The sequence below is a fragment of the Nostoc sp. DedQUE12b genome (assembly GCF_034530835.1).
Lineage (GTDB): Bacteria > Cyanobacteriota > Cyanobacteriia > Cyanobacteriales > Nostocaceae > Nostoc.
In genome coordinates this window covers 1-22796 of the sequence record NZ_JAVRCI010000081.1, presented here as the reverse complement: position 1 = coordinate 22796, position 22796 = coordinate 1, and the positions used below count along the sequence as shown (strand labels likewise).

19 protein-coding genes are annotated in these 22796 nt (G+C 40.3%); 15 read left to right on the top strand and 4 right to left on the bottom strand.

The window, feature by feature from the left end; genetic code table 11:
• Positions 1-259: 259 nt before the first annotated feature.
• From RMY16_RS27270 to RMY16_RS27260, 3 genes are all read left to right on the top strand, one after another.
• Positions 260-655 carry a hypothetical protein gene (locus RMY16_RS27270; protein ID WP_322738992.1) on the top strand — a complete coding sequence of 132 codons (396 nt, stop codon included), beginning with the start codon at positions 260-262 and terminating at the stop codon, positions 653-655.
• 577 nt (positions 656-1232) lie between these two features.
• Positions 1233-2681, top strand: coding sequence for an AAA-like domain-containing protein (locus tag RMY16_RS27265; protein ID WP_322738991.1), 1449 nt, complete (start codon positions 1233-1235; stop codon positions 2679-2681).
• Between the two features lie 930 nt (positions 2682-3611).
• Entirely contained in the window at positions 3612-4103 is a 492-nt protein-coding gene (locus RMY16_RS27260; RefSeq protein ID WP_322738990.1) for an orange carotenoid protein N-terminal domain-containing protein, read from the top strand.
• A gap of 330 nt (positions 4104-4433) precedes the next feature.
• On the opposite strand, the gene RMY16_RS27255 is transcribed toward RMY16_RS27260, so the two are convergent.
• Positions 4434-5204, bottom strand: a complete 771-nt coding sequence (locus RMY16_RS27255) for a glucosamine-6-phosphate deaminase (protein ID WP_322738989.1) — start codon at positions 5202-5204, stop codon at positions 4434-4436.
• Positions 5205-5440: 236 nt separating this feature from the next.
• Here RMY16_RS27255 and RMY16_RS27250 point away from each other — a divergent pair, with 236 nt between their 5' ends.
• From RMY16_RS27250 to RMY16_RS27240, 3 genes are all read left to right on the top strand, one after another.
• Positions 5441-6127 carry an HAD-IA family hydrolase gene (locus tag RMY16_RS27250; RefSeq protein WP_322738988.1) on the top strand — a complete coding sequence of 229 codons (687 nt, stop codon included), beginning with the start codon at positions 5441-5443 and terminating at the stop codon, positions 6125-6127.
• A gap of 618 nt (positions 6128-6745) precedes the next feature.
• The gene (locus tag RMY16_RS27245) at positions 6746-7036 is read left to right on the top strand and encodes a hypothetical protein (protein ID WP_322738987.1); all 291 of its coding nucleotides are present in this window, start codon (positions 6746-6748) and stop codon (positions 7034-7036) included.
• A gap of 93 nt (positions 7037-7129) precedes the next feature.
• A complete protein-coding gene (locus tag RMY16_RS27240; protein ID WP_322738986.1) occupies positions 7130-7516 on the top strand; it encodes a hypothetical protein in 387 nt (128 codons plus the stop codon).
• Positions 7517-8631: 1115 nt separating this feature from the next.
• Here the strand turns inward: RMY16_RS27240 and RMY16_RS27235 are convergent.
• A complete protein-coding gene (locus RMY16_RS27235) occupies positions 8632-9090 on the bottom strand; it encodes a hypothetical protein (RefSeq protein WP_322738997.1) in 459 nt (152 codons plus the stop codon).
• A 755-nt stretch (positions 9091-9845) separates the two neighbouring features.
• On the opposite strand from RMY16_RS27235, the gene RMY16_RS27230 reads away from it, so the two are divergent.
• Positions 9846-10286, top strand: a complete 441-nt coding sequence (locus RMY16_RS27230; protein WP_322738985.1) for a hypothetical protein — start codon at positions 9846-9848, stop codon at positions 10284-10286.
• Positions 10287-10794: 508 nt separating this feature from the next.
• Complete coding sequence (locus RMY16_RS27225) at positions 10795-12090, top strand: S41 family peptidase (RefSeq protein WP_322738984.1); 1296 nt, start codon at positions 10795-10797, stop codon at positions 12088-12090.
• Positions 12091-12269: 179 nt separating this feature from the next.
• Here RMY16_RS27225 and RMY16_RS27220 read toward each other — a convergent pair whose 3' ends face one another.
• Positions 12270-12755: a beta-lactamase hydrolase domain-containing protein gene (locus RMY16_RS27220; RefSeq protein WP_322738983.1), complete on the bottom strand. Its 486-nt coding sequence runs from the start codon at positions 12753-12755 to the stop codon at positions 12270-12272.
• Positions 12756-13197: 442 nt separating this feature from the next.
• Between RMY16_RS27220 and RMY16_RS27215 the strand changes: the two genes are divergently transcribed.
• From RMY16_RS27215 to RMY16_RS27195, 5 genes are all read left to right on the top strand, one after another.
• Positions 13198-13701 (top strand): GNAT family N-acetyltransferase, encoded by a 504-nt coding sequence (locus RMY16_RS27215; RefSeq protein ID WP_322662232.1) that lies wholly within the window; start codon positions 13198-13200, stop codon positions 13699-13701.
• Positions 13702-13814: 113 nt separating this feature from the next.
• The gene (locus tag RMY16_RS27210) at positions 13815-14423 is read left to right on the top strand and encodes a TetR/AcrR family transcriptional regulator (RefSeq protein WP_322738982.1); all 609 of its coding nucleotides are present in this window, start codon (positions 13815-13817) and stop codon (positions 14421-14423) included.
• 399 nt (positions 14424-14822) lie between these two features.
• Positions 14823-15113 carry a Nif11-like leader peptide family RiPP precursor gene (locus RMY16_RS27205; protein ID WP_322738981.1) on the top strand — a complete coding sequence of 97 codons (291 nt, stop codon included), beginning with the start codon at positions 14823-14825 and terminating at the stop codon, positions 15111-15113.
• 296 nt (positions 15114-15409) lie between these two features.
• Positions 15410-15700 carry a Nif11-like leader peptide family natural product precursor gene (locus RMY16_RS27200; protein ID WP_322738980.1) on the top strand — a complete coding sequence of 97 codons (291 nt, stop codon included), beginning with the start codon at positions 15410-15412 and terminating at the stop codon, positions 15698-15700.
• 335 nt (positions 15701-16035) lie between these two features.
• Positions 16036-19404, top strand: a complete 3369-nt coding sequence (locus tag RMY16_RS27195) for a type 2 lanthipeptide synthetase LanM family protein (protein ID WP_322738979.1) — start codon at positions 16036-16038, stop codon at positions 19402-19404.
• A 204-nt stretch (positions 19405-19608) separates the two neighbouring features.
• On the opposite strand, the gene RMY16_RS27190 is transcribed toward RMY16_RS27195, so the two are convergent.
• Positions 19609-20388 carry a DUF4198 domain-containing protein gene (locus RMY16_RS27190; protein WP_322738978.1) on the bottom strand — a complete coding sequence of 260 codons (780 nt, stop codon included), beginning with the start codon at positions 20386-20388 and terminating at the stop codon, positions 19609-19611.
• A 383-nt stretch (positions 20389-20771) separates the two neighbouring features.
• On the opposite strand from RMY16_RS27190, the gene RMY16_RS27185 reads away from it, so the two are divergent.
• The gene (locus tag RMY16_RS27185; protein ID WP_322738977.1) at positions 20772-22364 is read left to right on the top strand and encodes an NHLP bacteriocin system secretion protein; all 1593 of its coding nucleotides are present in this window, start codon (positions 20772-20774) and stop codon (positions 22362-22364) included.
• Positions 22365-22397: 33 nt separating this feature from the next.
• Positions 22398-22667 (top strand): four helix bundle protein, encoded by a 270-nt coding sequence (locus RMY16_RS27180; RefSeq protein ID WP_322738976.1) that lies wholly within the window; start codon positions 22398-22400, stop codon positions 22665-22667.
• The last annotated feature ends 129 nt before the right edge of the window (positions 22668-22796 follow it).

The following is a 22796-nucleotide window of genomic DNA, read 5'->3' as shown; positions in this document are numbered from 1 at the left end:
GAGGAACGTAGACGCAAAGAGGCTTTCTGCAGAGTAACCTAACACCAAAAATCCTTGCTTTTGTTGGGTTTCACTTTGTTCAAGCCAATCTACAAATATTGTATTTTTTCAGATCCACAAAAGAGCGTAAATAAGTTCTCTCTTCCCCAGGGTTGAAGAAGCCTTTCTTTTTTATAACTAAGATATGCCTTTTGCTAGAAGGATAATTGCCTTTTTATAGTTAGTCTTTACTAGTACCTCAAAAAATAAGTTAATTGGCATGATAAATTTGATTTCTAGGACGATTAGTCACATCAATTCCCTGCTTAAAGGACTTCAGGTAAAAGGTTTTTTGGCTGTTGTCCTAGTTGGTTTTCTAATGCTGACAACGAATGTTAGTGATGGGCAAAATGACCAAGGCTTAAAAGAGAGAGTTCGTGAAAAGGTAGAGCAGAATGATGCTCAAAGGCCGAAAACAGTAGGGCAGTGGTTTAAAGATGCTCGTGAAACAGAAGCTTCTCCTGGCGAACGACTTCAGAAGATTGGACAACAGTCAGGAGAAGCCTTCAAAGAATTTGGATCTGGGTATGTAGAGGGCGCTCAAGAAACTGCTAGTGATGTAGGGGATAGTGCGGCAAAGGCAGGCAGAAATATCACAGACAAAGTTGCACGCTAAATGCATCAAAATATCCTATTGGCAGCAAGTAGTAATAACTTTTCGCCAATAAATTAGTTAACCCATAGAGACGTTGGTATTAAATCAACAAAGTCTTCAAATACTTCTTGGGTAACGCGCTTACTCTTCTTGATGAAAGATTGTAGCGTTTCTCAGTTGCCTAAAATATAGGTCTTTAGTAGGGGCACATAGTTAGCTATGCGCCCCTACTGCGTGTTGCATTCAAAATACCTCACTTCCATTCCTCTCCTACAGTGTAATTTTTGCAACACTTAATAGGGCAGTACAAATAAAGTGAACTATTAAGGCTTGTCATTTGTTATTTGCAAATGGTAAAAGATGCTTGGTACAGAAATGTCAGCACCTTTCCATAGAAATAGCAAAAATGGCAATTGATGTAGTGACGTTTATTTATACCTACCCATCTAATTCTCTTCAAATAAAAGTGTATATTTTTTTACTGACTAATAAACCCTTCAAGAACGGGTAAGTAACTGTTCAATAACTGCTTAAAAACGTGAAACAATGAGGAGATAGCTAAGACGGTCAGAAAAAAAGTAGATAGATAATTAATGATATGAAGCAATCTAAGAGTACGCGAAAGCGGGGACTTATCTTAACGATCGCTGGGCTAAAGCGTTTACAAGGGGCGATTCTGGCTATGGAAAAGCTAGAAAACAATGGAGAACGCTTCACTCTAGAAGATTTAGGCGATCGCATGAAAGTATCTACCAAAACTCTGAACCGATTATGGTCGTTGAATACAGGCGTAGATCAAAAAACCTTGAAATTGTGCTTTAGCGCCTTTAACCTTGAATTGTGCAGCGAAGACTATGGAATCCTGAGTGAGCAGAATTATACTGAAGGTTTTCAACCCATATCAGTAATTTTAGACACAGGAGAAGGAAAAATACTTACGTCTTTACCCTTAGATTTTCTTGCAACTCAATACCATAACCAACTCGATAATCTTTGGTCATACCCAGATGGCCCCGTACCTGTAGATTCCCCCTTCTATGTCGATCGTCCCCCCATCGAGGAACTTGTTTATCGAGAAGTAATTCAACCAGGCTGTGTGATTCGGATTCGAGCACCAAGAGAAATGGGAAAAAGTTCTCTTGTACTGCGGTTGTTAGCCTTTACCAAGATGCAAAGTTATCGCTCGGTGAACGTGAATTGCAACCAAATCGATTCAAGCTGTCTGACAGACTTAAATAAGCTTTTGCGTTCTCTTTGCTGGCAAATTGCAACAGAATTAAACATTGACCCTCAGCTAGATGACAACTGGGATGAGGAAATAGGTTGTAAGTTGAGTTGCAGTTTATATTTGCAATCTTATTTGCTCAAGCAGTGCAAAAGTCCAGTAGTTTTAGTGTTAAATGAGGTTGACCGCTTTTTTGAATATCCAGAAATTGCTTCAGAGTTCTTTGGTTTGTTGCGCTCTTGGTATGAAGAAGCACGGCAAGATCCCAACTTGCAGAAACTAAGATTAGTGGTAGTTTACTCCACAGAAGTATATGTCTCGCTGGATATCAACCGTTCTCCATTTAATATTGGACTACCGATCCATCTGCCAGAATTTACTGAACACCAAGTAAAATACTTAGCCCAACGACATGGCTTAGATTGGATTTCTAATAACGAAGTTAACCAACTGATGTCTCTCGTGGGGGGACATCCAGCACTGATTCGGATTGCTCTATATTATCTATGCTGTCAAGGAATGACCTTAGAAGAACTGATAGAAGATGCGATCGCTAACGGCGGTATCTATCGCTATCATTTATGGCGACACTGGGCAATTTTACAAGAAAATCCTAGTTTAGTAAAGGCGTATGTTGAAGTTGTAGCCGCAAATCAAAGCATTTCTCTCAATCCCATTGACGCTCATAAGCTCGAAAGCTTGGGTTTGATCGCTTATGAAGGCGATCGTATCCTACCGCGTTGTGAACTCTACCGTGCTTACTTTAAAAAACAACTAGGTGTTGCTGAGTTTGAATATAAATCATTGAAAAAACGTGCTTGAGAAAAAATTATTACAGACGCTTTCTGATGACGTTCATCGTAATCGCTCCCCTTAATCTCTTATTTGCCTAGAAACAAGTAGCCAAAGCTACGTTTTGTCTCTTTAGGGTTCTTCAGATTTAATTAAGTAATCAAGTAAATTAATTTTAACGGTAAGTTCTTTCTGTGCTATTAAATGTTACATTTGTATTTTCTGACTATCTTCACAAAAATGCAATGACAGTTAAGACAGTTAAGAAGATAATTAAAAACTTAATTCTGAAAAGCGATCGCAACCTACAAAAATAGAGATTGACGATTCGTCATTTGTAATTACTAATAATGTTCCGAAACTCGCTACTCCTGCGTTCGCGCAACGTTGTGTAGAGAATAAAGTAAACCTTTTGCATAAATCACAAAAAAGAACCTCAAAGAGACAAGGCATAACTTTGGCTCCTTCCCTTTAAAAAGCTACAGTGTATATACAAGTATAAAAAACCGATTTTCCATTGTTCTCTTGTTTATCTCGTTCTCATACAAAACATAGAAATAGCTTATTAGAGCCTGCTGCCTCCTAATTTGACTGGAGGCAGTAACCCACCCACAAGAGCGTTACAAGGCTCTGTATTGTAACGAGATTTACTTCGCAGTTGCTTACTTCTGTCAATGCGTAAGTTCTAAATTTAGCCCTTTTAAAGATTAACAAGTGGTGCTTTTTTATCCACTATTGTAATCAAGCTAACATCTATCTAGGGAAATAGCTTCTAACAATCTTTTAATTCGACAACAGACTTCTAATTGCTAACTCTTTCATTTGGCACTTGCCAAGCATTATTTTGGCTTTGAACGATCTTCTTTATGATTTTCAGACATCTGTCTTCAGTAGGGTAAAAGTTAAAATGTACATTTGATAACATTATTTAAGAATAAATAATTGCAATTGAAGTTAATCATGACATCCACACAAACTAACGATCCCACTATTCGCGAACACGTTCAAGCTTGGCAACAGTTAAATGTAGATCAACAACTTGCTTTGTTTTGGTTTATCTACAAAGAAATGGGGGGTTCAATTACTCCTGCTGCTCCTGGAGCCAGTACTGTTTCTCCAGAAATAGCTGAAGGTTTATTTAATCAAGTTAAGGAATTATCTCACGAACAACAATTACAAGTTCAGCGTGATTTGATTAATAAAGCGGATAGCGAAATTTCTCGTGAATATGGCTCTTTGGGTGATACCACAAAACTCCTGTTTTGGTATAGATTATCTCAAGGGATGGATAATGGCACTATCATTCCTGTACCTGGTGATTATGAACTTCCTTCCGAAGCTAAAGCCTTGTTTGGTAAAATTCAAGGATTAGAGTATGAACAGCAGATTACTCTTTTCCGTGATTATGTTTCGCCAATGGGTGCTGAAGCAAAATCAGGTGCTGGAATTTAGCACTTTTGAACTTTTGAGGATGGTTAAGGGTATCTATTAAGTTATTTATACCCTCCTTTTCAAAGCTTGCTAGATTCGCCAGTCGCTTAATATCAATCCAAATTTTGATGACTGGCGTATTTAGAAACTTTTATTTCATTACTTTGAGATGTTTATGACTTCTATAAACATCAAATTTTTAGAACAAAGTGTATCAGTATTGGCGAATTTGGATATAAAATCTCGCTTGATAGTTATAGCGTTACTGTATACTGAAACTACCTCATGCAATTCCAGCGATCGCTGCAATCATTAGCTTGGAAGATTGACGTGTGAATAAGTTTAAGTTAATTATAGTAAGCTAGCAGAATTAATATCTAAAAACAACGTCGCTTGGGGTTGTTGACGGAGAATAGAAGCCGGACAGTCTGTACCGATATAACTTTGCAGCATCTCTTTTACCACATTGGCTTTACGTTTTTCTGGAGCAAGACAGATAATTTTTTTAGCCGAACAAATTGCTGGAATGGTAACAGTAAAAGCATATTGGGGGACAGTTTCTAAATTCGGAAAGTGACCTGTATTTACTTGTTGCTGACGATTCACAGTATCCAGTTTTACTAGTTTTACGCTGTAAGGATCTTGAAAATTTGCTACAGATGGATCGTTAAAAGCTAAATGTCCATTTTCGCCAACACCAAGACAGCATAAGTCAATCGGCTGTGCTTGCAATAATTTGGTGTAGCGATCGCACTCTGCTACTGGTTGTAATGTATCACCTTCTATATAGTGAAATTGCTTAGGTTTAACCCGTTTCTCTACACGTTCTCGCATATAACGCCGAAAACTGGCAGAATGGTCAGTAGTAATTCCCAAATATTCATCTAGATGGAACAGAATAATCCGTGACCAATCTACACCACCCAATGCAATCAAAGCATCAAGAAATTTGAGTTGGGAGTTACCTGTAGCTAACAATACAGCAGCTGTATCCTGAAGATTAAGAACTTGCTGTAAATACTTTTGCACGATTTCGGCAACATCCTCAGCCATTTCGGCTTCAGAGTTGTAAATCTGCACTAATAAATCATCAACGCGAAAAAAGTTTGTGGCGGCTACCATTTGCTTACATAGAAGGTTATCAATTATACGGCAGTTTTTCGAGAGGTTTTACCTGTCTGCCCTTATATGCCCTATCCAGTATAGATTTTAGAATTTAGTAGATTAATTTTTGACTCTTAAAATTTTCTTCTCCAGTCCCCAATCCCCGTATTAACAAAGGAACAATTACTAAAGACAAAAAACAATGTAAACTATTTAAATTAAGTTAACAATTATTTACATTCTACCGAAAAATCATGCTGGCTGCAATTCTCTTTGACCTAGACGGCACTATTGTCAACACTGACCCCATACACTACCGAGCTTGGCGGGAAATGCTGTTAAATTACAGCATAGAAATAGACGAAACATTTTATAAATCCCGAATTAGTGGAAGGCTAAATCCAGAAATTGTTAAAGACATTCTGCCACAATTATCAGCAGCAGAAGGGCAAAAATTTGCAGACGAAAAAGAGGCGCTGTTCCGCAAACTCGCCCCGCATCTTAAACCGCTAAGTGGATTTTCTGAACTACTAGCATGGACAGAAACACACCAATTAAAACGTGTATTAGTAACTAATGCACCTAGATTAAATGCAGAATTTATGCTAGAAGTTTTGGAGATAAAAGAAGCTTTTCATATAATTGTTTTAGCGGATGATTGTATTGCAGGTAAACCCGATCCCACGCCCTACCAAGTTGCCCTGAATAAATTGGGGATTACAGCAGAAGAAGCGATCGCTTTAGAAGACTCTCCCTCTGGTATTCGTTCAGCGGTGGGCGCAGATATCCGCACCATTGGCATCGCCTCCACTCACGATCCGCAAATTTTGCAGTCAGTCGGTGCATTTATGGCAATTCCAGACTTTACTGATTTGCAGTTGTGGACATTGCTAAACTCACTCATCGAGCCAGATTTAAGTGCGATCGCTTCTAATTTTTGAGGACATGGGGCAGAGGGGCAGAGGGGCAGAGGGGAAAAGACTTACTGCAACTTCTCCCCTGCTCCCCTGCTCCCCTGCTCCCCTGCCCCTCCGCTCCTGACAAGTGTAGGTTTTTTATGTGGGCATGAGTGGATACTCTCAAACAGAGTTCTAAAGGTGGTTCAAATAACGAAATTTCGTTCTTAGGTGGAAAATCAGAGACTAAAATTTGAGTTTTCAACCAACGCAAAAACCTCATTTCAGCTACGTTTGTAAAATACCTACACCTGTCAGCCCCTCCGCTCTCCTTCCCCCCCGCTCCCCTTCCTGACAGGTGTAGGTTTTTTACAAGGGTGCGAGTATTCAGTCTCTTTCGTCAGAAAATAAAAGTAGAAACCGAGTTTGGATGAGACTCAAATGCTAAAAAATGAGTATCTCAAACAGTGGACACGCATAGTATCAGAGAAGATGCCACATCTGTCGATACCGCAAGTGGTGGGGCTGGCGACGTGGAGTTTTGGCATGGTAATGACCAAATCAAGTAGCTTGAGTAAAGTATAGCAAAGTGCTGAGTGCTGAGTGCTGAGTAAGAACCCGGTCGTTTCAAGCCTTTGAGCAATCAACACTGTCCTAACCTATGTGACTACGGCTATATCACAATTTATCGCCAGAGTGAATCAAGAAAAAGCCTCGTCGGTACGTCAAAGGTTAAGGGAATGGTATCAGGAGGCAGAAGCGAAAAAAGGGCTTCATCGTCGCAGTCTGGATGTTAGCGGTTGTTTTACACCATTGCTAATGTGGGTTTTAAGTTTGCTGCCACCAAACACCAAACAAATTGCCTTCGCACTAGACGCAACGACTATTGGTAATAAGTTCGTAGTCTTATCGCTGAATATTTTGTTGGCAGGATGTGGAATCCCAATCGCATGATGTGTTGTACTAGCCAATGAACCAGGAAGTTGGTCATGTCATTGGCAAAAGCTGATTAATGCGCTGCAAGGTGTAATTCCGAGTCAGTTTCAAGTGATACTCACAGCCGACCGAGGATTGTATGCAGACTGGTTATATCAACTGATTGTCGAGCAAGGCTGGCATCCGTTTTTACGCATTAACCATCAAGGAACTTATCGAGTTCCACCAGATCAAACATGGCTTCCATTGGTGGATGTGGTTTCTACACCAGGACAATCTTGGTCGGGTCGGATTGTTTGTTTTAAAACTAATCCACTTAAATGTACATTACTTGCCCGTTGGGATATCGGCTACAAAGACCCGTGGTTGGTTTTAACTGATCTCGAACCAATGAGCGCTTCAGTACTTTGGTACGGCTTACGTCCTAGTACTGAATGCGTTTACCGCGATGTGAAATCTGATGGCTGGCAGTGGCACAATACCCGTTTGCTTGACTGACAACGTGCCGAGCGTTTATGGTTAGCGATCGCTGTTTCCACACTTTGGATGGTTATGCTTGGGGGCGAGGCTGAAAATCTTTCTTCTCCCCCTAGCCTCTACGGTGTACACACAAGTCCTAAAAACCTAGCTTGATAAGACTTTCCTGTTTTTCCTCGTTCCCAGTCGGAGACTGGGAATGCATTCATTGAGTCAGAGACTCAATATCTGACTGGAGGCAGAGCCTCTAAATCAGGCATTCCCATGCTCTTCATGGGAACGAGATCAACGAGAAAACAATGGAAAATCAAGCTTTTTTCGACTTGTGTGTACACCGTAGCCCCTAGCCTAGAACAACTTCCATCTCGACATATCGTATTTTCTCGACCTTTCAACCCTCATCCTACACGCCAGATTTCTTGTTTTCTGTTGGGATTACTGACCCTGTGCGCTGATTTACTCAATCATATTCCTATTCATCTTCATCGCTGGAGTTCTTTCCCCCATACTCCTGTTGATGACTTCTATTGCTTTAACTCCTCCTAAATTGTAAAAAACCTACACCTGTCAGGGGGCTGGGGGTGGGGTGCAATGACTGTGGAAATCATAACTAATTATACGGACATGATATAACACCTAAAACCAACACAGGAGATGAAAACTCGTTCGGAAGGATGCGATCGCCTTCAGAACAATGCCACGAAAATGGCAAAGCAAATTGAAGCATGGCTGCCAGTATCCACTAGTAGTTAGCTAAGGGAACTTGGCGGGGTAAAGGGCAAGGGGGAAAGGGACTCATGTTTTAAACCCCTTCCCCTTTAACCTTTCCCCTTTTCCCAGTCGTCACCCAACAATTTTGGATTGGCAGACTACCAGTACCGACTACGATTTGGCTTTGTCCAGCTATTCTCCCTAAAAATCCCCCAGCTGATTGAAGATTAAATTGAGGCATTTTGTTGGATTCCAACTTTAGTTGGAGTTAGTCTTCCATTGTGAGATGGGTTAAGCGATCGTTCATGCGACTCAATAAAAGTGCCAACTATGAGTGGACGACAAATCGCAGCCGATTGCATATATTAAATTCATGCAAACACAGATAGCACAGAAAGGGATGTAGGCATAGCCCACCGCAGACATCACTTGTGGTAAATATACTTCCCAAGGGAGGATCGCACCTTCAAATCCGCACCACTGTGAATGCCGAGCGAGTGCATTTTAGCCCCAGTCACTTCTCCAATCCCGTGAAACTTCTCAATCGGCAGTTGCTCTACAAATGCAATTGCTTCCTCTGGTAAAATCACCGTTAGTCCATTGGGTTTATTCTGGCCTAATGCCATTTTTGCTAGGAACTTGTTAATCGACACACCCGCAGTTGCCGTTAACTTCGTTTCTTCAAAAATTGCAGTTTTAATATATCTTGCAATCGTAGAAGTGTAGGTAATGTTTTGCCTATTCTCAGTAACATCCAGGTATGCTTCATCTAGCCCAACCCCTTCCACTAAATCAGTGTACAGTTTGAATTTGGCGTGAATTGAAGTGGAAATCTCTCGGTAAACGTCGAATCTCGGTCTGACAAAGATAAGCCTGCTTAATATTTTTTTACGAATCAGCTCTTAGAGATAACTTGTCTACAAGACTCATATTTTAAAAACCAAATTGGCTTTTAAAATATGAAAAGCTCTGTGTTTGAAGTTGTTGACTAAGATATGGTAGCAATCCAGTATCGGGATCTAATAGAATTTGGCGAACAATTGGTATTTGTATCATAAATACTTTACAAGTTTTAAATTAAACGTTTCCTTTCCTAACAATTTCACCAGATTCAGCACTTTGAGACATCCATCAAACTGACGAAACTTACCTCAATCACTCTAGCGATTTACTTAAAACATCTTTGGTGCCGCTTTCTTGCCAGATAATTGCTAAGTCCCCGACTAAGGGAGCAAAGGCTGTGGGGGCAATACGGTTCGGTTAAGACATCTCTTTGCCCTTGACAGCAGAGGAGTTCATGGGTATAGCTATGCACCCCTACAAATGCGTTCAAGACTGAATCTTGGGTTGAAAGGTTCTTTCAACTCACAGATTCCAATGGTGTTGTGATTCAACTCGCCCAATGGCTCACCGAAAACAGTTGTTAATAAATTAAGAATTTTTAAGTGGTGAAGGCTTCAAAACACGGAGAGCTAAACCCATATTAACAGTTTACCTACTTGATATTAACTATCTGTTGGTGGATATTAGCATAAGTATATTTATTAATATATCTACCTTAATAATACACATAATGATAGTACCAAATTTACTTTTTAGCAGTGTAAATAAAGATAAGTACTTCAAGAGATAACTAAGTATGGCAACTTTATGTAATCCCACACTATCAATTGATCTTTTTACTAATTCAGAGCCGAACGTAAGTGTAACGGTCGATGTCAGACTCACTTCATTTGAAACTTTTCTTATTGAGAATGAGGTTGGTTTCCAACTCAGAGCTAAACTAGTTGGAGATAATGGCGGTTTCAACGGAGGAGATAATGATTTGTTCTTGTTTCCAAGTCAAAACATCACTAGTGCAGGGACTTATACTTTTCAATCGACAGTTAGCTATAGTACTCTGAATGAAGATAGTGGCTTATTTAACAAAGGTGATGAGATATTCGCCAATTTTAGCCTCACAAGCACAGAACAAATTTTTCCATTGAATGTATCGATTAGCAGCCCTACCATTGAGGTCAGGGCCGTTTCATTCCCTAAAGAGCCTGAAAAAGCAAGGGTTCTAGCGATTAAGAATTGATTATTTTGTTGCCGGCCTGCCGATAAAATGAACAATCTTACTATTATTTAAGTGCTTAAAAGTTCATTTATTCGTCACCATACTTACAATTTTTTTCGCTGACCATCTTGATAAATCCTGTTTGAGGTGGAATGAAACACTCCTGCCTTTGAGGGGGAATTTGGTTAACCGATAAAACTCAAGTAATGTAGTAGTATAATTTGATTATCATCTCTGTTTCAGACTGCTATATTACTTGAGTATGTTTTAGTGAAACAATAATTAATGCAGCCTCAGTATTTTCTCACTACTCGTTCTAGATTGCTATAGCTTATTAAAGATTAAAAAATTACTGATAGAGTTGCTAGCAAGACTTTATCATCAAGGTTGGGAAGTAGAAAATACTATTAAGGAATTTAAAATACATCTTTTAGCGCTTCTATCCAAAGTCTGATAAATGTTATTAGTAATAAATGCATCGGGTTTTGAGGCAGGATAGCGTAGTTACTGACTTAAAAGACACAATAACATGAGAACATTCCAGCTTACTTTCTTAGAAAAATCAGCTAGAATATTTATTTTAAGTGTTTCTATTTTGCTTCTACTGTGGTTGAGTTCGCCGCTTATGCCAATATTCGCAAAATCAGAAACTCAAGTTTTTGAGCAAGTTTGGCAAACAATAAATGATAATTTTTACGATCCCAACTTTAATGGAGTAGATTGGAAATCCATTAAAAAACAATATCAACCTCAGCTAATAAAAGCTAACTCAACTAAAGACGTTGCTGTTGTCATTAATCAAATGCTTTCTCAACTCAAATCTTCTCATACTCGGTTTTATACTCAAGATGAACCTGCTTACTATCAGCTTTTAGGGATTTTCTTAACTAAAAATTCTGACTTAAATAAGCAATTAAAAAAGCTTTTTCCTAAAGGTAAAGTTGAATATACTGATATTGGCTTGTTCACCAAAGATATCAATGGCAAAACATTTATTAGCTCTATTCTTGATGAAAGCCCTGCTGCGAAAGCTGGCTTAAAGGTAGGGGATCAAATTTTAAGTGTTGATGGTTATTCATATCATCCAATACACTCTTTTGCTGGAAAAGCAGGCCAAACCGTCAAAATGTTGATACAGCGATCGCTCGAACCGAGCAGCCAGCAAAAAGTTGCTGTCGTCCCAAAAATTTTTGATCCTAGCACGATGTTCTTGCAAGCTCAGATAGCTAGTACTAAGCTAATTAAGCAAGATAGCAAGAAAATTGGTTATATTCATATATGGTCAAATGCAGCAGACCCCTACCAGCAACAACTTCAAGATGAACTGATTTATGGTCGCTTAAAAAATGCAGACGGTTTAGTTTTAGATTTAAGAGATGGATGGGGTGGAGGAGATGTTAGTTATCTCAACATCTTTACTGCCAAACATAATCTCAGCATCACTAACATTCCACGAAACCAACGCCGTTATACCTATAACTATCAATGGAAAAAACCTGTAGTGATGTTAGTGAACTCAGGAAGTCGTAGTAGTAAAGAAATTCTGGCGTTTGGGTTTCAACAAAGTAAGATTGGCTCAGTGATTGGAACTCAAACGGCAGGAGCTGTACTTGCAGGTCGTCCTTATTTAATGCGAGATGGTAGCTTGCTTTATGTTGCAGTTACGAATGTATTTGTTAACGGCAATCAAAGGCTGGAAGGTAAAGGTGTAATACCAGACATTAATATTCCATTTCCTCTAGAATATGCCCAAGGAGTAGATCCTCAAATACAAACAGCTATAGAAACTGTGTTACAAGCAAAATTCTCACCAATAGATAAATAGCTTAAAATGCTTTTAGAGAGCTAAAACTAATTTCTTCTCTTTATCGATGAGTTTGCTTGCTAGGCTACTAATGTCAGGCACTTACTCAGAAGAAAAGTACTTTCGCCTCGATCTTGGGCATTTGATTTTTTAGCTATCTCCAGCTTCAGATCCCTCAAATAAGCGATCGCCATACTGTATTAAGAGCAGCTAGCAGGTAAAGCTATCTTCGCGTGTTTGTTAACGTAGTCCACAAATAATTGCTTCAATCGGGGACTAACGCCAGCGTGTTCAAAGAATCCAAAGCCGAGATTTCTTGCTTTTGCTAAGGTTTCCTCTGGTGTTAATCCTTCCTGGATAGCGATACTCAACAGCGCAATTCCAGTCGAGCGCATCCCGGCGGCACAATGCACAACTGCTGGTTTCGGGATTTGTTCGAGTGTCGTGAGGATTTTGGTAATCACCTCTTCATTCAAATTTTTTAGATCCACCTTGAGTGGAACATTTTGATAATACAGCCCCAATGCTTCTGCTACTTTTTGCTCATCCTTAGAAAATCCTAGTTCATCAGGCGATCGCAGATTGAGAACGGACTTAAAACCTTCCTGAATAGCTTGCTCAAGCTGTTTTGGTATGACTTGTCCTGTTGTTGTCAAGTTTTCGTTAATTTGTATGGCGTTGATCACATTCACTCCTTTTGACTTTCTAATGTCTGCCAGCTTGCTAAATACTCTAAGGGCACAAGCTTTGAGAAGATATTCAAAATAAACACACCAAAATTAGCCAATATCACAAGATATTGCTTGATTACTTCAAAATTTGTCTTTTGAAGTTGGTTATTTTATTGCTTTATCCATAATATACGGTTTATCGATAGAATTAGTGTTGATTAAAGCTTATTATACTTTTCAGCGATAGAATTACCGTAGATTATATTTCAGGAGTTATACTATTGGGCAAGTTGGGAGAGCAATTGGATCAAGATTTCTGTGAACAAGTGTATAAATAGAACAATTCTTTTTTTGAAACTGGGCAAATGACCCAGAACTAAAGTTTTCATTCATACTGCTTTCCTTGTACCCCCTGCCTCCTGCCTTCTCTTGTAATCTGAATGCCAGCCCTGAACCTATGAGCGCTAACGAAATATCTCTTCGACCTGCCCAAGAAACAGATGCGTGGGTGCTGAGTGCAATTCATATTGCTGCTATCAAAGCTCTACCTGCAACTTTCTACACCCAAAAAGAACTTTTAGCTTGGCGCAATTACCGCGACAAACCTGATGGTTCAAATATCTTGAAGAGTATGAAAGCAGAATCTTTCTGGGTTGCGGTCGAGGGAGATATTGTTATAGGTTTTGCTAGTTTCATTGTTGATGAACTCATCGGGTTGTATGTCCACCCTAAATATCAAGGTAAAGGGATTGGCCGTGCTTTAGTTCAACATTTTTGTGACAAAGCAATTGAGCAAGGCATAGATAAGGTAATTACAACTGCTAGCCTTTATGCCGAAGGGTTTTATTTACGACTAGGATTTACTGCCATCCAAAAAGCACCTCATTATTTAAGAAGTGGGATAGTTGTTCCAGTTACTAAAATGAGTAAAACATTAGCTATCGCACCCAAATCAATTTGAGAAGGTAAATATTTTCAATAACTTTAAAAATATTGGTATAAACACTATTGTTCCCAAATTACGACCACTTTTTCTACATAATCTATGATGAAAGTAAGTACTTGCCATCATAAATGCATAAAACCATACGTTCATCAACTCTCACCCGTACACGTTTGATAGAAGCCGCCTTGCAGGTATTTGCCAGTTTAGGTGTTCAAGGAGCAACTACCCGTGAAATAGCTCGTGTTGCTGGTGTAAATGAGGTGACTTTATTTCGCCACTTTGCTAGCAAAGAACAACTTTTGGGAGCAGTAATGGAAAATGCTTTGGCACTCCAGACAGAAGCCCTTGCACACTCCGAAGCGTGGACACAGGATCTAAATATTGATTTAAAACAGTATGCCCATCTTTACAATACTATGCTAGAGACACAGGAGGACTTAATTCGTACCTTCATTGGAGAAGCTAAACGTCATCCAGAGGCAGCCAAACAAGTGATTCAAGAAGCTGCCAAGCCCTTAGCGGAAAAACTGGTAGCTTACCTGCAATCGAGTCAGAAACTAGGTACTGTCAGAGCAGACCTCGATCCATTTCCGGCTGTCGATATGTTTACAGGAATGCTGTTAGCTGGAATGCTATGCCGCAGTGCAAAATTCAATCAAGGCAGCTATAGCTGTGAGGACTATATCGAAACCTGTGTAGATATTTTTGTGCGCGGTATCAGTACCGCTCCCCTTTAATACAATTTCCCGCATTTCTCACAAGCTTGAAGTCAGAGGTGCAGTGGTGCAGAGGTGCAGAGGTGCAGAGGGGAAAGTTTTTGAATACATCCTTTACCCTTTAACCCTTTCCCTTTCCCCAGACCATAAGGAAAGTGAAAAATGCTTATCCAAACCGTATTGGGGCAGGGGTTTTTGGGCTTTCTGCATAGATTCGGGAATTATAACTAATTAGCTGGACATGATATAGCTAATCCCTGAATTAATCTCTGCTAAAAAATTTTTCTGCAATTGCAACTATTTCCCCTAGTTCTCCCCTATTTTTTTCTAAATTCAAATCAGAAAAGCAGAGAACACCGCCCCAAACAAGCGCGCAATCTCTGCCGTATAAATAAGTCAATAAAAATGGAGAACAAACCTATGCTACACCAAATTAAAGAATTGCTGCAAAACGCACAATTACAACAGCAAGTAAAAGCAGCAGCTAACCAAGCAGAAGCTATCAAAGTGATAGCGATCGCTAGTGCAGAGAAAGGTTATAACTTCACAGTTGAAGCCATCTCTCAAATGCTGGCAGAACTGACCTTTGTGGACTCTAACGAACTGAGTGAAGAAGAATTACTTAGTGTTAGTGGTGGAGCGATGGCTGATAGTGCGCCTAAGCTATGTCATACAGCAGGCTGTGGTGGCGGACATTGCGCGGTGCAATGATGGCTGATAGTGCGCCTAAGCTATGTCATACAGAAGGCTGTGGTGACAGACACTGCTAAAAAAGGTATGTAGCTTCTCTTTCTCTTTGGCATTGTAGCCTCCAAGGTCAGTTGTTTTTCTAAAAGAGCTTTTTAGATCCAACTTTTCCAATATTTTAATTTGGATAATTTCCATACTTGGTACTGAGGTTCAACTCAGAAAGAGATGCCGCATAACAAATTCCCTCTTTGCTCCTTTGAGCAAGGGAGAGAGAAAATCTCATGAATAATTAGTACCACCAATAGGAGAATCTAGTTATGTTGTCAGAAATTAAAAACCTACTCCAAAACACCCAGTTACGTGAGAACATGCAAGCAGCAGTTACCCAAACAGAAGCCATCAAACTGTTGTTAATTGCCAGTACAGAAAAAGGTTATAACTTCACAGTTGAAAGCGTAGCTCAAATACTGGCAGAGTTTACTTTTGTGGACTCCAACGAACTGAGTGAAGAGGAATTACTCAGTGTTAGCGGCGGGATGATGGCTGATAGTGCGCCCAAACTATGTCATACAGATTCCTGCGGTGGTGGACACGCTGGTTGCTGCTAAAAAAAGTATAGACCTCTTGCAAAAGTGCTTTTTGCAAAAGGGGGAAAAGGGTAAAGGTTAAAGGTTAAAGGGTAAAGGTTTTTTCTTTTCCCTTTCCCCAAAACCCGACAAGTATTGAATTCCTTCTTTGCTTTTTTATGAAGGTAAAGAGGGAATTCCATTCATAATTCTCACCAAATTTAAGAAAATATAATTCTTACTCCTACTTTCTGCTTTATCCCATTGATACCTCAATACGGTTCGGTTAAAGGGGAAAGGGAAAAGGGGAAAGGTTTTGAATACATCCTTTACCCTTTACCCCTTACCCTTTCCCCAGACCACAAGGAAAATGAAAAATGCTTATCCGAACCGTATTGATTGATACCTCTGTTTTAACTCCCACTATGAGAAATCCAGCTATGGTTCAACAAGTTGTTCGCTTATCCCAACAGAAAACATCAGACGAATTAAGGGCGATCGCTGCCAATGCTAGCTTTCTCTGGGAGCGCCTTGATGAAAGCAGATTTGCAATTAATGGCGATCGAGTCAATGAACAAGAAATTAACCATCGGCGCGATCGCTGGTGTCAAGTTGCAGCAGAAGGTAAATTGGATACGTTACACAAACGCTTACAATGGGAAGGGCTAGACCTCGATACTGTTAGTTCCAAATTGGGAACCGTCGAGTTGCTTGCCGATCGACCTTTGCCTGAGTGGGCAGAAACCTTGCAGCAAATCATCCAAACCGCTACAGGATTCAATTCTGCAACGCAAGTATTTCTACCAATCGATTCACAAAATCCGATCGCCTTTGAAGATATCCTTTTGCCTGCTATTTTGGTAGCCAGACAGCAATTACTGACTCGCTGCGGCAGTCAATTCACCCAAGAGTATCTTCCCTTATCGATTCTTTCCCAAGCTGCTTACACCTCTTTGGAACGTGGTCTACTGCAACGATTAGCAGGACTTTGCACTAAGACATTAGATTTTGAATTTTCTCAGGTGCGTCCCTTTGGTCAAAGCTTGCTCGGCTTACTAGGACTGGAGACACAAAGCAATAACACTCACTACACCAAGTTCGTCAATCAACTCCTAGAAGATGGAATGCTGACGTTCTTCCAAAAGTATCCAGTTCTCGGTCGTTTAGTGGCAACAGCAGTCAATTTTTGGGTTGAGTTTACTGCTGAATTTCTCGAACGTTTAATTGCAGATAGAACAGATATTCAACGAACTTTTGATGAAGCGATCGCCCCATTTTCTCAAAACAAAGTTGCCGAAATTCAAGCCTCTCTTTCCGATCCACATAAGCGTGGACGAACGGTGATTTTGCTCACCTTTGAGTCTGGACTTAAACTTGTTTATAAACCCAAAGATTTAGGACTAGAGGTTGTCTTTAATCAATTTTTGGATTGGTGTAATCAACACAGCAATCTTTTAGATTTTAAAGTCATTCAGGTGCTAGAACGCAACGGTTACGGTTGGGTAGAACATGTTGAACAGTTGCCTTGTGTTGATGAAGCAGCTGCGAAACGATTCTATCAGCGTTCTGGGATGTTGTTGTGTGTGCTTTACGCCCTCAGAGCTACAGATTGCCATTACGAAAACTTAATTGCCAATGGCGAACATCTGGTGTTGATTGACATGGAAACGCTGCTGCACCATGAACCGAATCTCATTGAAGACTCACCGCTTACCCAAGATTTAGAAACAACCGCCACACAACAATTTTGGGATTCCGTACTCCGCACCGGACTTTTACCGCGTTGGGATTTTAGTGGCGATCGCAGTGTCGCTTATGATATTAGCGGGTTAGGCAGCACAGATCCCCGATTATCTCCCCGCAAAGTGCCGCGCTGGCAGAACATTAATACAGATAATATGCATCTGTTGTCTGAGCCTGTAACCTTGCCGATTGGGAAAAATGTACCGTTCTTGGGTGAAACTGCTCTGTCTCCAAACGATTATCAACTCCAAATCACCACTGGGTTTGAGCGGATGTATCGCTTTTTGATGGCGCACAAAGATTTCTTAATTTCAAGCCATTTGCTATCTGCTATGCAAAATCAGCAGGTGCGTTTTATCTTCCGCAACACCCGCATCTATGGGATCATCCTTCAAAAAGCTTTAGCACCCGATTACCTCAAACACGGCGTAGATTACAGTATTCAACTCGATGTTCTCAGTCGTGCCTTTCTAGTTGCTCAAAATAGACCGAACGCCTTTCCTGTTTTGAGCGCGGAACTCCGAGCAATGGAACAATTGGATATTCCCTTCTTCACAGCTAGTGCTGTGGTTGATGAACTCAGTTTAAACGGTTCTTCTTCCATTCCCAACTACTTCAAGCAATCCAGTTACCAAGACCTGCTCAACCAGTTACAATCTCTGGATGAAACCGACCTAGCTCGACAAGTAGCGATTATTCAAGGCTCCTTCGATGCCAAGATTGCAACCACTTCCAGCCGCCAAGGTGGGCAATGGCAAGGGGAATCGTTACCGTTGCTGAGTTCAGAACAATTGATTGCCGAAGCCAAGGAAATCGCCACTCAACTTGAAACCAGAGCCATTTCTGACCCTGATGGCAGCGTTAACTGGATTGGCTTAGACTTTGTGCCTCGCGCCGAACGATATCAACTGCAAGTATTAAACAATTCTCTTTGTGACGGACGCTCTGGAGTTGCCTTGTTTTTAGCGGCACTCAGTCAAGTAACTGGTGATTCCCGTTACCGTGATTTAGCATTGAGGACAGTGCAATCTCTGCGTCGCCAAATCCATTCCATCGATCCCGAAACTTGGGAACGCATAGCTCGTTTCATGGGCGTTGGGGGTGCAACAGGTTTAGGATCGATGATCTATAGCCTGGTGAAAATTAGTCAATTCCTCAACGATGCAACGCTGTTGCCAGACGCTCAAGGATTAGCCGATTTGATGACACCAGAACTAATTGCTGCCGATGAACATTTGGATATTATGAGTGGAGCAGCAGGAGCAATTTTAGGGTTATTGTCCCTGCATCAAGCCACAGGAGAAGCAACCGTTTTAGAAAAAGCGATCGCCTGTGGACAACATTTAGTCAACCATCAAGTTAGCCATAATGGTGCGCCCAAAGCTTGGCATACTTTTTGGGACAAGCCCTTAACTGGCTTCTCTCATGGAGCCGCAGGTATCTCCTATGCCTTGCTCAGACTTTATGTTGCCACCTCAGAGGGCAAGTACTTAGAAGCAGGTTTAGCAGGAATCGAGTATGAGCGTAGCGTCTTTTGCGAGTCCACCGCCAACTGGCCCGACTTCCGCAGAATGGGACAACCGGGACAACCTGACTTTGCAAATAAGTGGTGTCATGGTGCAGCCGGGATTGGTTTGGGACGCTTAGGCAGTTTGAGAATCGTGGAAACGTCGGAAATTCAACAAGAAATTGAAATTGCTCTCCAAACTACTCAGAATTTTGGCTTACAAGCGATCGATCACTTGTGCTGTGGCAATTTCGGTCGCGCGGAAGTGCTGTTAGTCGGTGCAAAAATCTGTTCCCGTCCTGATTGGCATCAAATTGCTCACCAGAATGCAACAAATGTTGTGGCTAGAGCCAAGCGAACTGGAGCTTATCAACTGTTCCCCAACTTACCCAATTCTGTATTTAATCCTGGTTTTTTACCCGGTATATCTGGAATTGGTTATCAATTGCTGCGTCTGGCTAACAATAACTTGCCTTCAATATTATTGTGGGATTGAGCTTGTTATTCGCTCACAGACGTTAATAGTGTATCTTTACAGGTAAGACTAATTCCAATACGCTTGGGTTAAGGATAATTGTAGGTTTGGTTGAACGAAGTGAAACCCAACAAATGTACGAGAATTTTGGGTTTCGTTCCTCAACCCAACCTACACAAATTTATTTTTCTGGCTTAACCCAAGCGCATTGAGACTAATTCGTAATTAAGCTTTAAGCGAAAAACGTTTTTTGTATAATCCCAGTAATCCAACTACACCAAGACCAAGTAATGCCGATGGGTCAGGTACAGAAGTTTTTTGTGCTGTAAAGCCAGTTTCGTAAGAAATACTAGGGCTGGTAGCTGAAGCAACTGTGTAACTAGCCTCTACTTGTTGTAATCCTTCATCACCAATAGGAACCAAATAAGTACCATCTTGGTCGCCAGTTAACTTTTTGCCCAAATATTCTACTGTCACATCTGGAATTTGTTTTCCTTGATAAAGAACTTGAACTTTCAAGTTTTCTCCTGGTTTGACTTCAAGAGGATTCTGTAATGCGATGATTTCTAAAGGCAAGTTGAATGGTTGAGCCAGAGTGTCAGACCAATCGAAAAGAGCTTTAGTATACTTCAGATAATGGCTAACGTCTTGATATTGTCCAATTTCTTGTTCAGAAATACTGCGATATTCATCGCCTATCTTAGCATAATAGCCATTATCAAAAAATCCAGTTAATGCTGCAATTTCACTATTAGAAGTTAGAGATAACCCGTCTTTTTTCTGATTGATATCAAACGGAAGTATTTGTCTATTAGAATCATAAGCTGTAGCTTGCTTAAATTTAGATGTATCGTAAGGTTCTGGGCCGTCTTCTGGATGACCAAATAAGAGGTTGTATTCTCCATTATCATAGTCAAACCAGATAATATGTGCTGAAACTGGTTGCATAAACAAAGGTAATATTGCCACTGCTAATAGCAACTCTTTCCATCTTTTAATTAACATATAAATGTTCCTAAATCAGGTGTTAAATAATTAAAACCATAATATTTAATAACTTACAATCCCCCCGCCAGGGATATTTATGATTAAGGATAGGAGCTTTTTTATTTATTAATAAAAAATAATTTTTTTTGTTAGCTGAAATACAAAATATAGTTCTAGATAAATACTTCATTTAGGGTATTGGCTTTTTAACATAAATAGGGTAAATGAAAAAGCTATGACAGGATATAGCAATCCTATTTAAAGACTTTGATTAATATAGGCATTTGTTGGATTGAAGAACAAAACCCAACTTCAAAATCGTTTCGTACCCTTCTCTACGAGAGGCTACTTCGGCTTCGCTCAGTACAAGTGCGCCAACGAGAACGCCAGGGGCGAACGCAATGATATGCAAACAAGTGGGATACTCACTCCCTAACTTAGGCAGTAAAAGCGATCGCCTCCCCTATTTCTCCCCTAGTTCTCCCCGATCGCACTTTAATCTTAAAAGTCTAGAAGTCTTAAGGTTCTGGGTGCTGTCAGCAAGAAGGAGAACAATGCAACTAAAACACAGCCACATCTTTCGCCAAGAAGCCCTAGATCGCTTATCTTCACCAGAACAACTGGATCAAGCGATAAATGTGGTCAAACCTCAAGCTTGGTTGACTCTATCTACTTTGAGTTTTGTAGTTGCTGTGGCTGGCGTTTGGAGTGTGTTTGGTAGAATTCCTCTCACCGTCACAGGTCAAGGTATATTGATTAAACCGCACCATGTTGTGGAATTTCAAGCACCTAGTTCTGGCCCATTACTAACTCTCAAGGTCAAGGCGGGGGATATTATTAAACAAGGTGATGTACTAGGTATTATCGACCAATCAGCGCTAAAGCAGCAGTTGCAGCAAGAGCAGATAAAGTTGCAACAACTGCAAACCCAGAATCAAGAAACTGACAGGCTACAAAAGCTGCTGATTGACCAACAAATCATGACGCTTGGGCAGCAAAAACTTGATCTGGAAAATAATCTGCGTCGAGAGCAAGATGCACCAAAGTTACGCGATCAAACCCAAAGAGCGATCGCTCAAAAACGCCAAAGCATTAATTCCCGCAAACAACAAATTAATTACTTACTCAAAACTCTCAAAGGGCGGGTTGATAACCGTCGTCACCTTTTTGAGCAGCACGTCATCAGCCAAGATATGTTGGTGCAAGCGGAGCAAGAATATTTTAATACTCAAAGCGAATTGTCAGATATTGACGTGCAACTCAAGGATCTGGAAATCCAAAAAACCACCACGCAACGAGAATATCTGGAAAATCTTAATAAAATTGACGAAATTAAAACCAAAATTAAAGATATTAATACTCAAAATACTAAACTACGCGAACAAGATTTAAAGCAATCAATTGATAAAAGCAATAAAATTCGGGAAGTAAAGCGGCGAATTGCCCAATTAGAACTCCAACTATCTCAAGAAAGTAGAATTATTAGCAAATATAATGGTCACATTCTTGAACTGAGTGCTGTCCTTGGACAAATGATGAATCCGGGTAGTCGCTTGGGGTCAATTGAGGCTGAACAGCCAAATTCAAAACTTATGAGTCTTGTTTACTTTGCTAATAAAGATGGTAAGCAAATCAAGCCGGGGATGGCTGTACAAGTGACTCCCAGCTTTGCTAAACGTGAGCGTGAAGGTGGCATTATCGGAACCGTTGCAGATATTTCTTCATTTCCGGTAACTACACAAGATATTACAGCGATCGTTGGTAACAAAGAAATTGCCGCCAGTCTTGCAGGTAAAGGTGAAGGCAAGGTGCAAGCTTTTGTTCAACTCCAAGAAAACCCTACATCAGTCAGTGGCTACAAATGGTCATCTTCTGATGGCCCAGCTTTAAAAATTTCCTCTGGTACAACTACATCAGTTCAAGTAAAAGTTGGAGAAAAAGCACCGATTTCTTATATTATTCCTATGCTGCGCTCTTGGACAGGGATTTATTAAATTGGGGATGGGGAAAGGGGAAAGGGGAAAGGAATGGAAAGGAAAAAAATTGAAACTTTTGAAGATTTAAGAGTATGGCAAAAAGGTATTGACTTAGTTAAGCAAATATATTTAAGGACTAAAGAAGGTGAACTCAGTAGAAACTTTGGTCTAAGGGATCAATTAAGACGTGCAAGCGTATCAATACCTACAAATATTGCAGAAGGATTTGAACAATATTCTCGCAAAGAATACTTAAACTTTCTAAATATTGCCAAAGGGTCTGCCGGGGAAGTTCGCAGTCTTTTAAGGGTAGCGTTATAAGTGGGCTATTTAGACCAACCCAATACTGCTCGCTTTGTGCATTTTTAACTCGGCATTAAGTTTGGGGAAAAGGTTAAAGGGTAAAGGGTAAAGGTTTTTTCTTTCCCCTTTCCCCTTCCCCTTTTCCCC

Bases quoted from the DNA above. Each gene is read 5' to 3' on its own strand.
- RMY16_RS27270 (WP_322738992.1), top strand. From the start codon at position 260: ATGATAAATTTGATTTCTAGGACGATTAGTCACATCAATTCCCTGCTT.
- RMY16_RS27265 (WP_322738991.1), top strand. From the start codon at position 1,233: ATGAAGCAATCTAAGAGTACGCGAAAGCGGGGACTTATCTTAACGATC.
- RMY16_RS27260 (WP_322738990.1), top strand. From the start codon at position 3,612: ATGACATCCACACAAACTAACGATCCCACTATTCGCGAACACGTTCAA.
- RMY16_RS27255 (WP_322738989.1), bottom strand. From the start codon at position 5,204: ATGGTAGCCGCCACAAACTTTTTTCGCGTTGATGATTTATTAGTGCAG.
- RMY16_RS27250 (WP_322738988.1), top strand. From the start codon at position 5,441: ATGCTGGCTGCAATTCTCTTTGACCTAGACGGCACTATTGTCAACACT.
- RMY16_RS27230 (WP_322738985.1), top strand. From the start codon at position 9,846: ATGGCAACTTTATGTAATCCCACACTATCAATTGATCTTTTTACTAAT.
- RMY16_RS27225 (WP_322738984.1), top strand. From the start codon at position 10,795: ATGAGAACATTCCAGCTTACTTTCTTAGAAAAATCAGCTAGAATATTT.
- RMY16_RS27215 (WP_322662232.1), top strand. From the start codon at position 13,198: ATGAGCGCTAACGAAATATCTCTTCGACCTGCCCAAGAAACAGATGCG.
- RMY16_RS27210 (WP_322738982.1), top strand. From the start codon at position 13,815: ATGCATAAAACCATACGTTCATCAACTCTCACCCGTACACGTTTGATA.
- RMY16_RS27205 (WP_322738981.1), top strand. From the start codon at position 14,823: ATGCTACACCAAATTAAAGAATTGCTGCAAAACGCACAATTACAACAG.
- RMY16_RS27200 (WP_322738980.1), top strand. From the start codon at position 15,410: ATGTTGTCAGAAATTAAAAACCTACTCCAAAACACCCAGTTACGTGAG.
- RMY16_RS27195 (WP_322738979.1), top strand. From the start codon at position 16,036: ATGCTTATCCGAACCGTATTGATTGATACCTCTGTTTTAACTCCCACT.
- RMY16_RS27190 (WP_322738978.1), bottom strand. From the start codon at position 20,388: ATGTTAATTAAAAGATGGAAAGAGTTGCTATTAGCAGTGGCAATATTA.
- RMY16_RS27185 (WP_322738977.1), top strand. From the start codon at position 20,772: ATGATATGCAAACAAGTGGGATACTCACTCCCTAACTTAGGCAGTAAA.
- RMY16_RS27180 (WP_322738976.1), top strand. From the start codon at position 22,398: ATGGAAAGGAAAAAAATTGAAACTTTTGAAGATTTAAGAGTATGGCAA.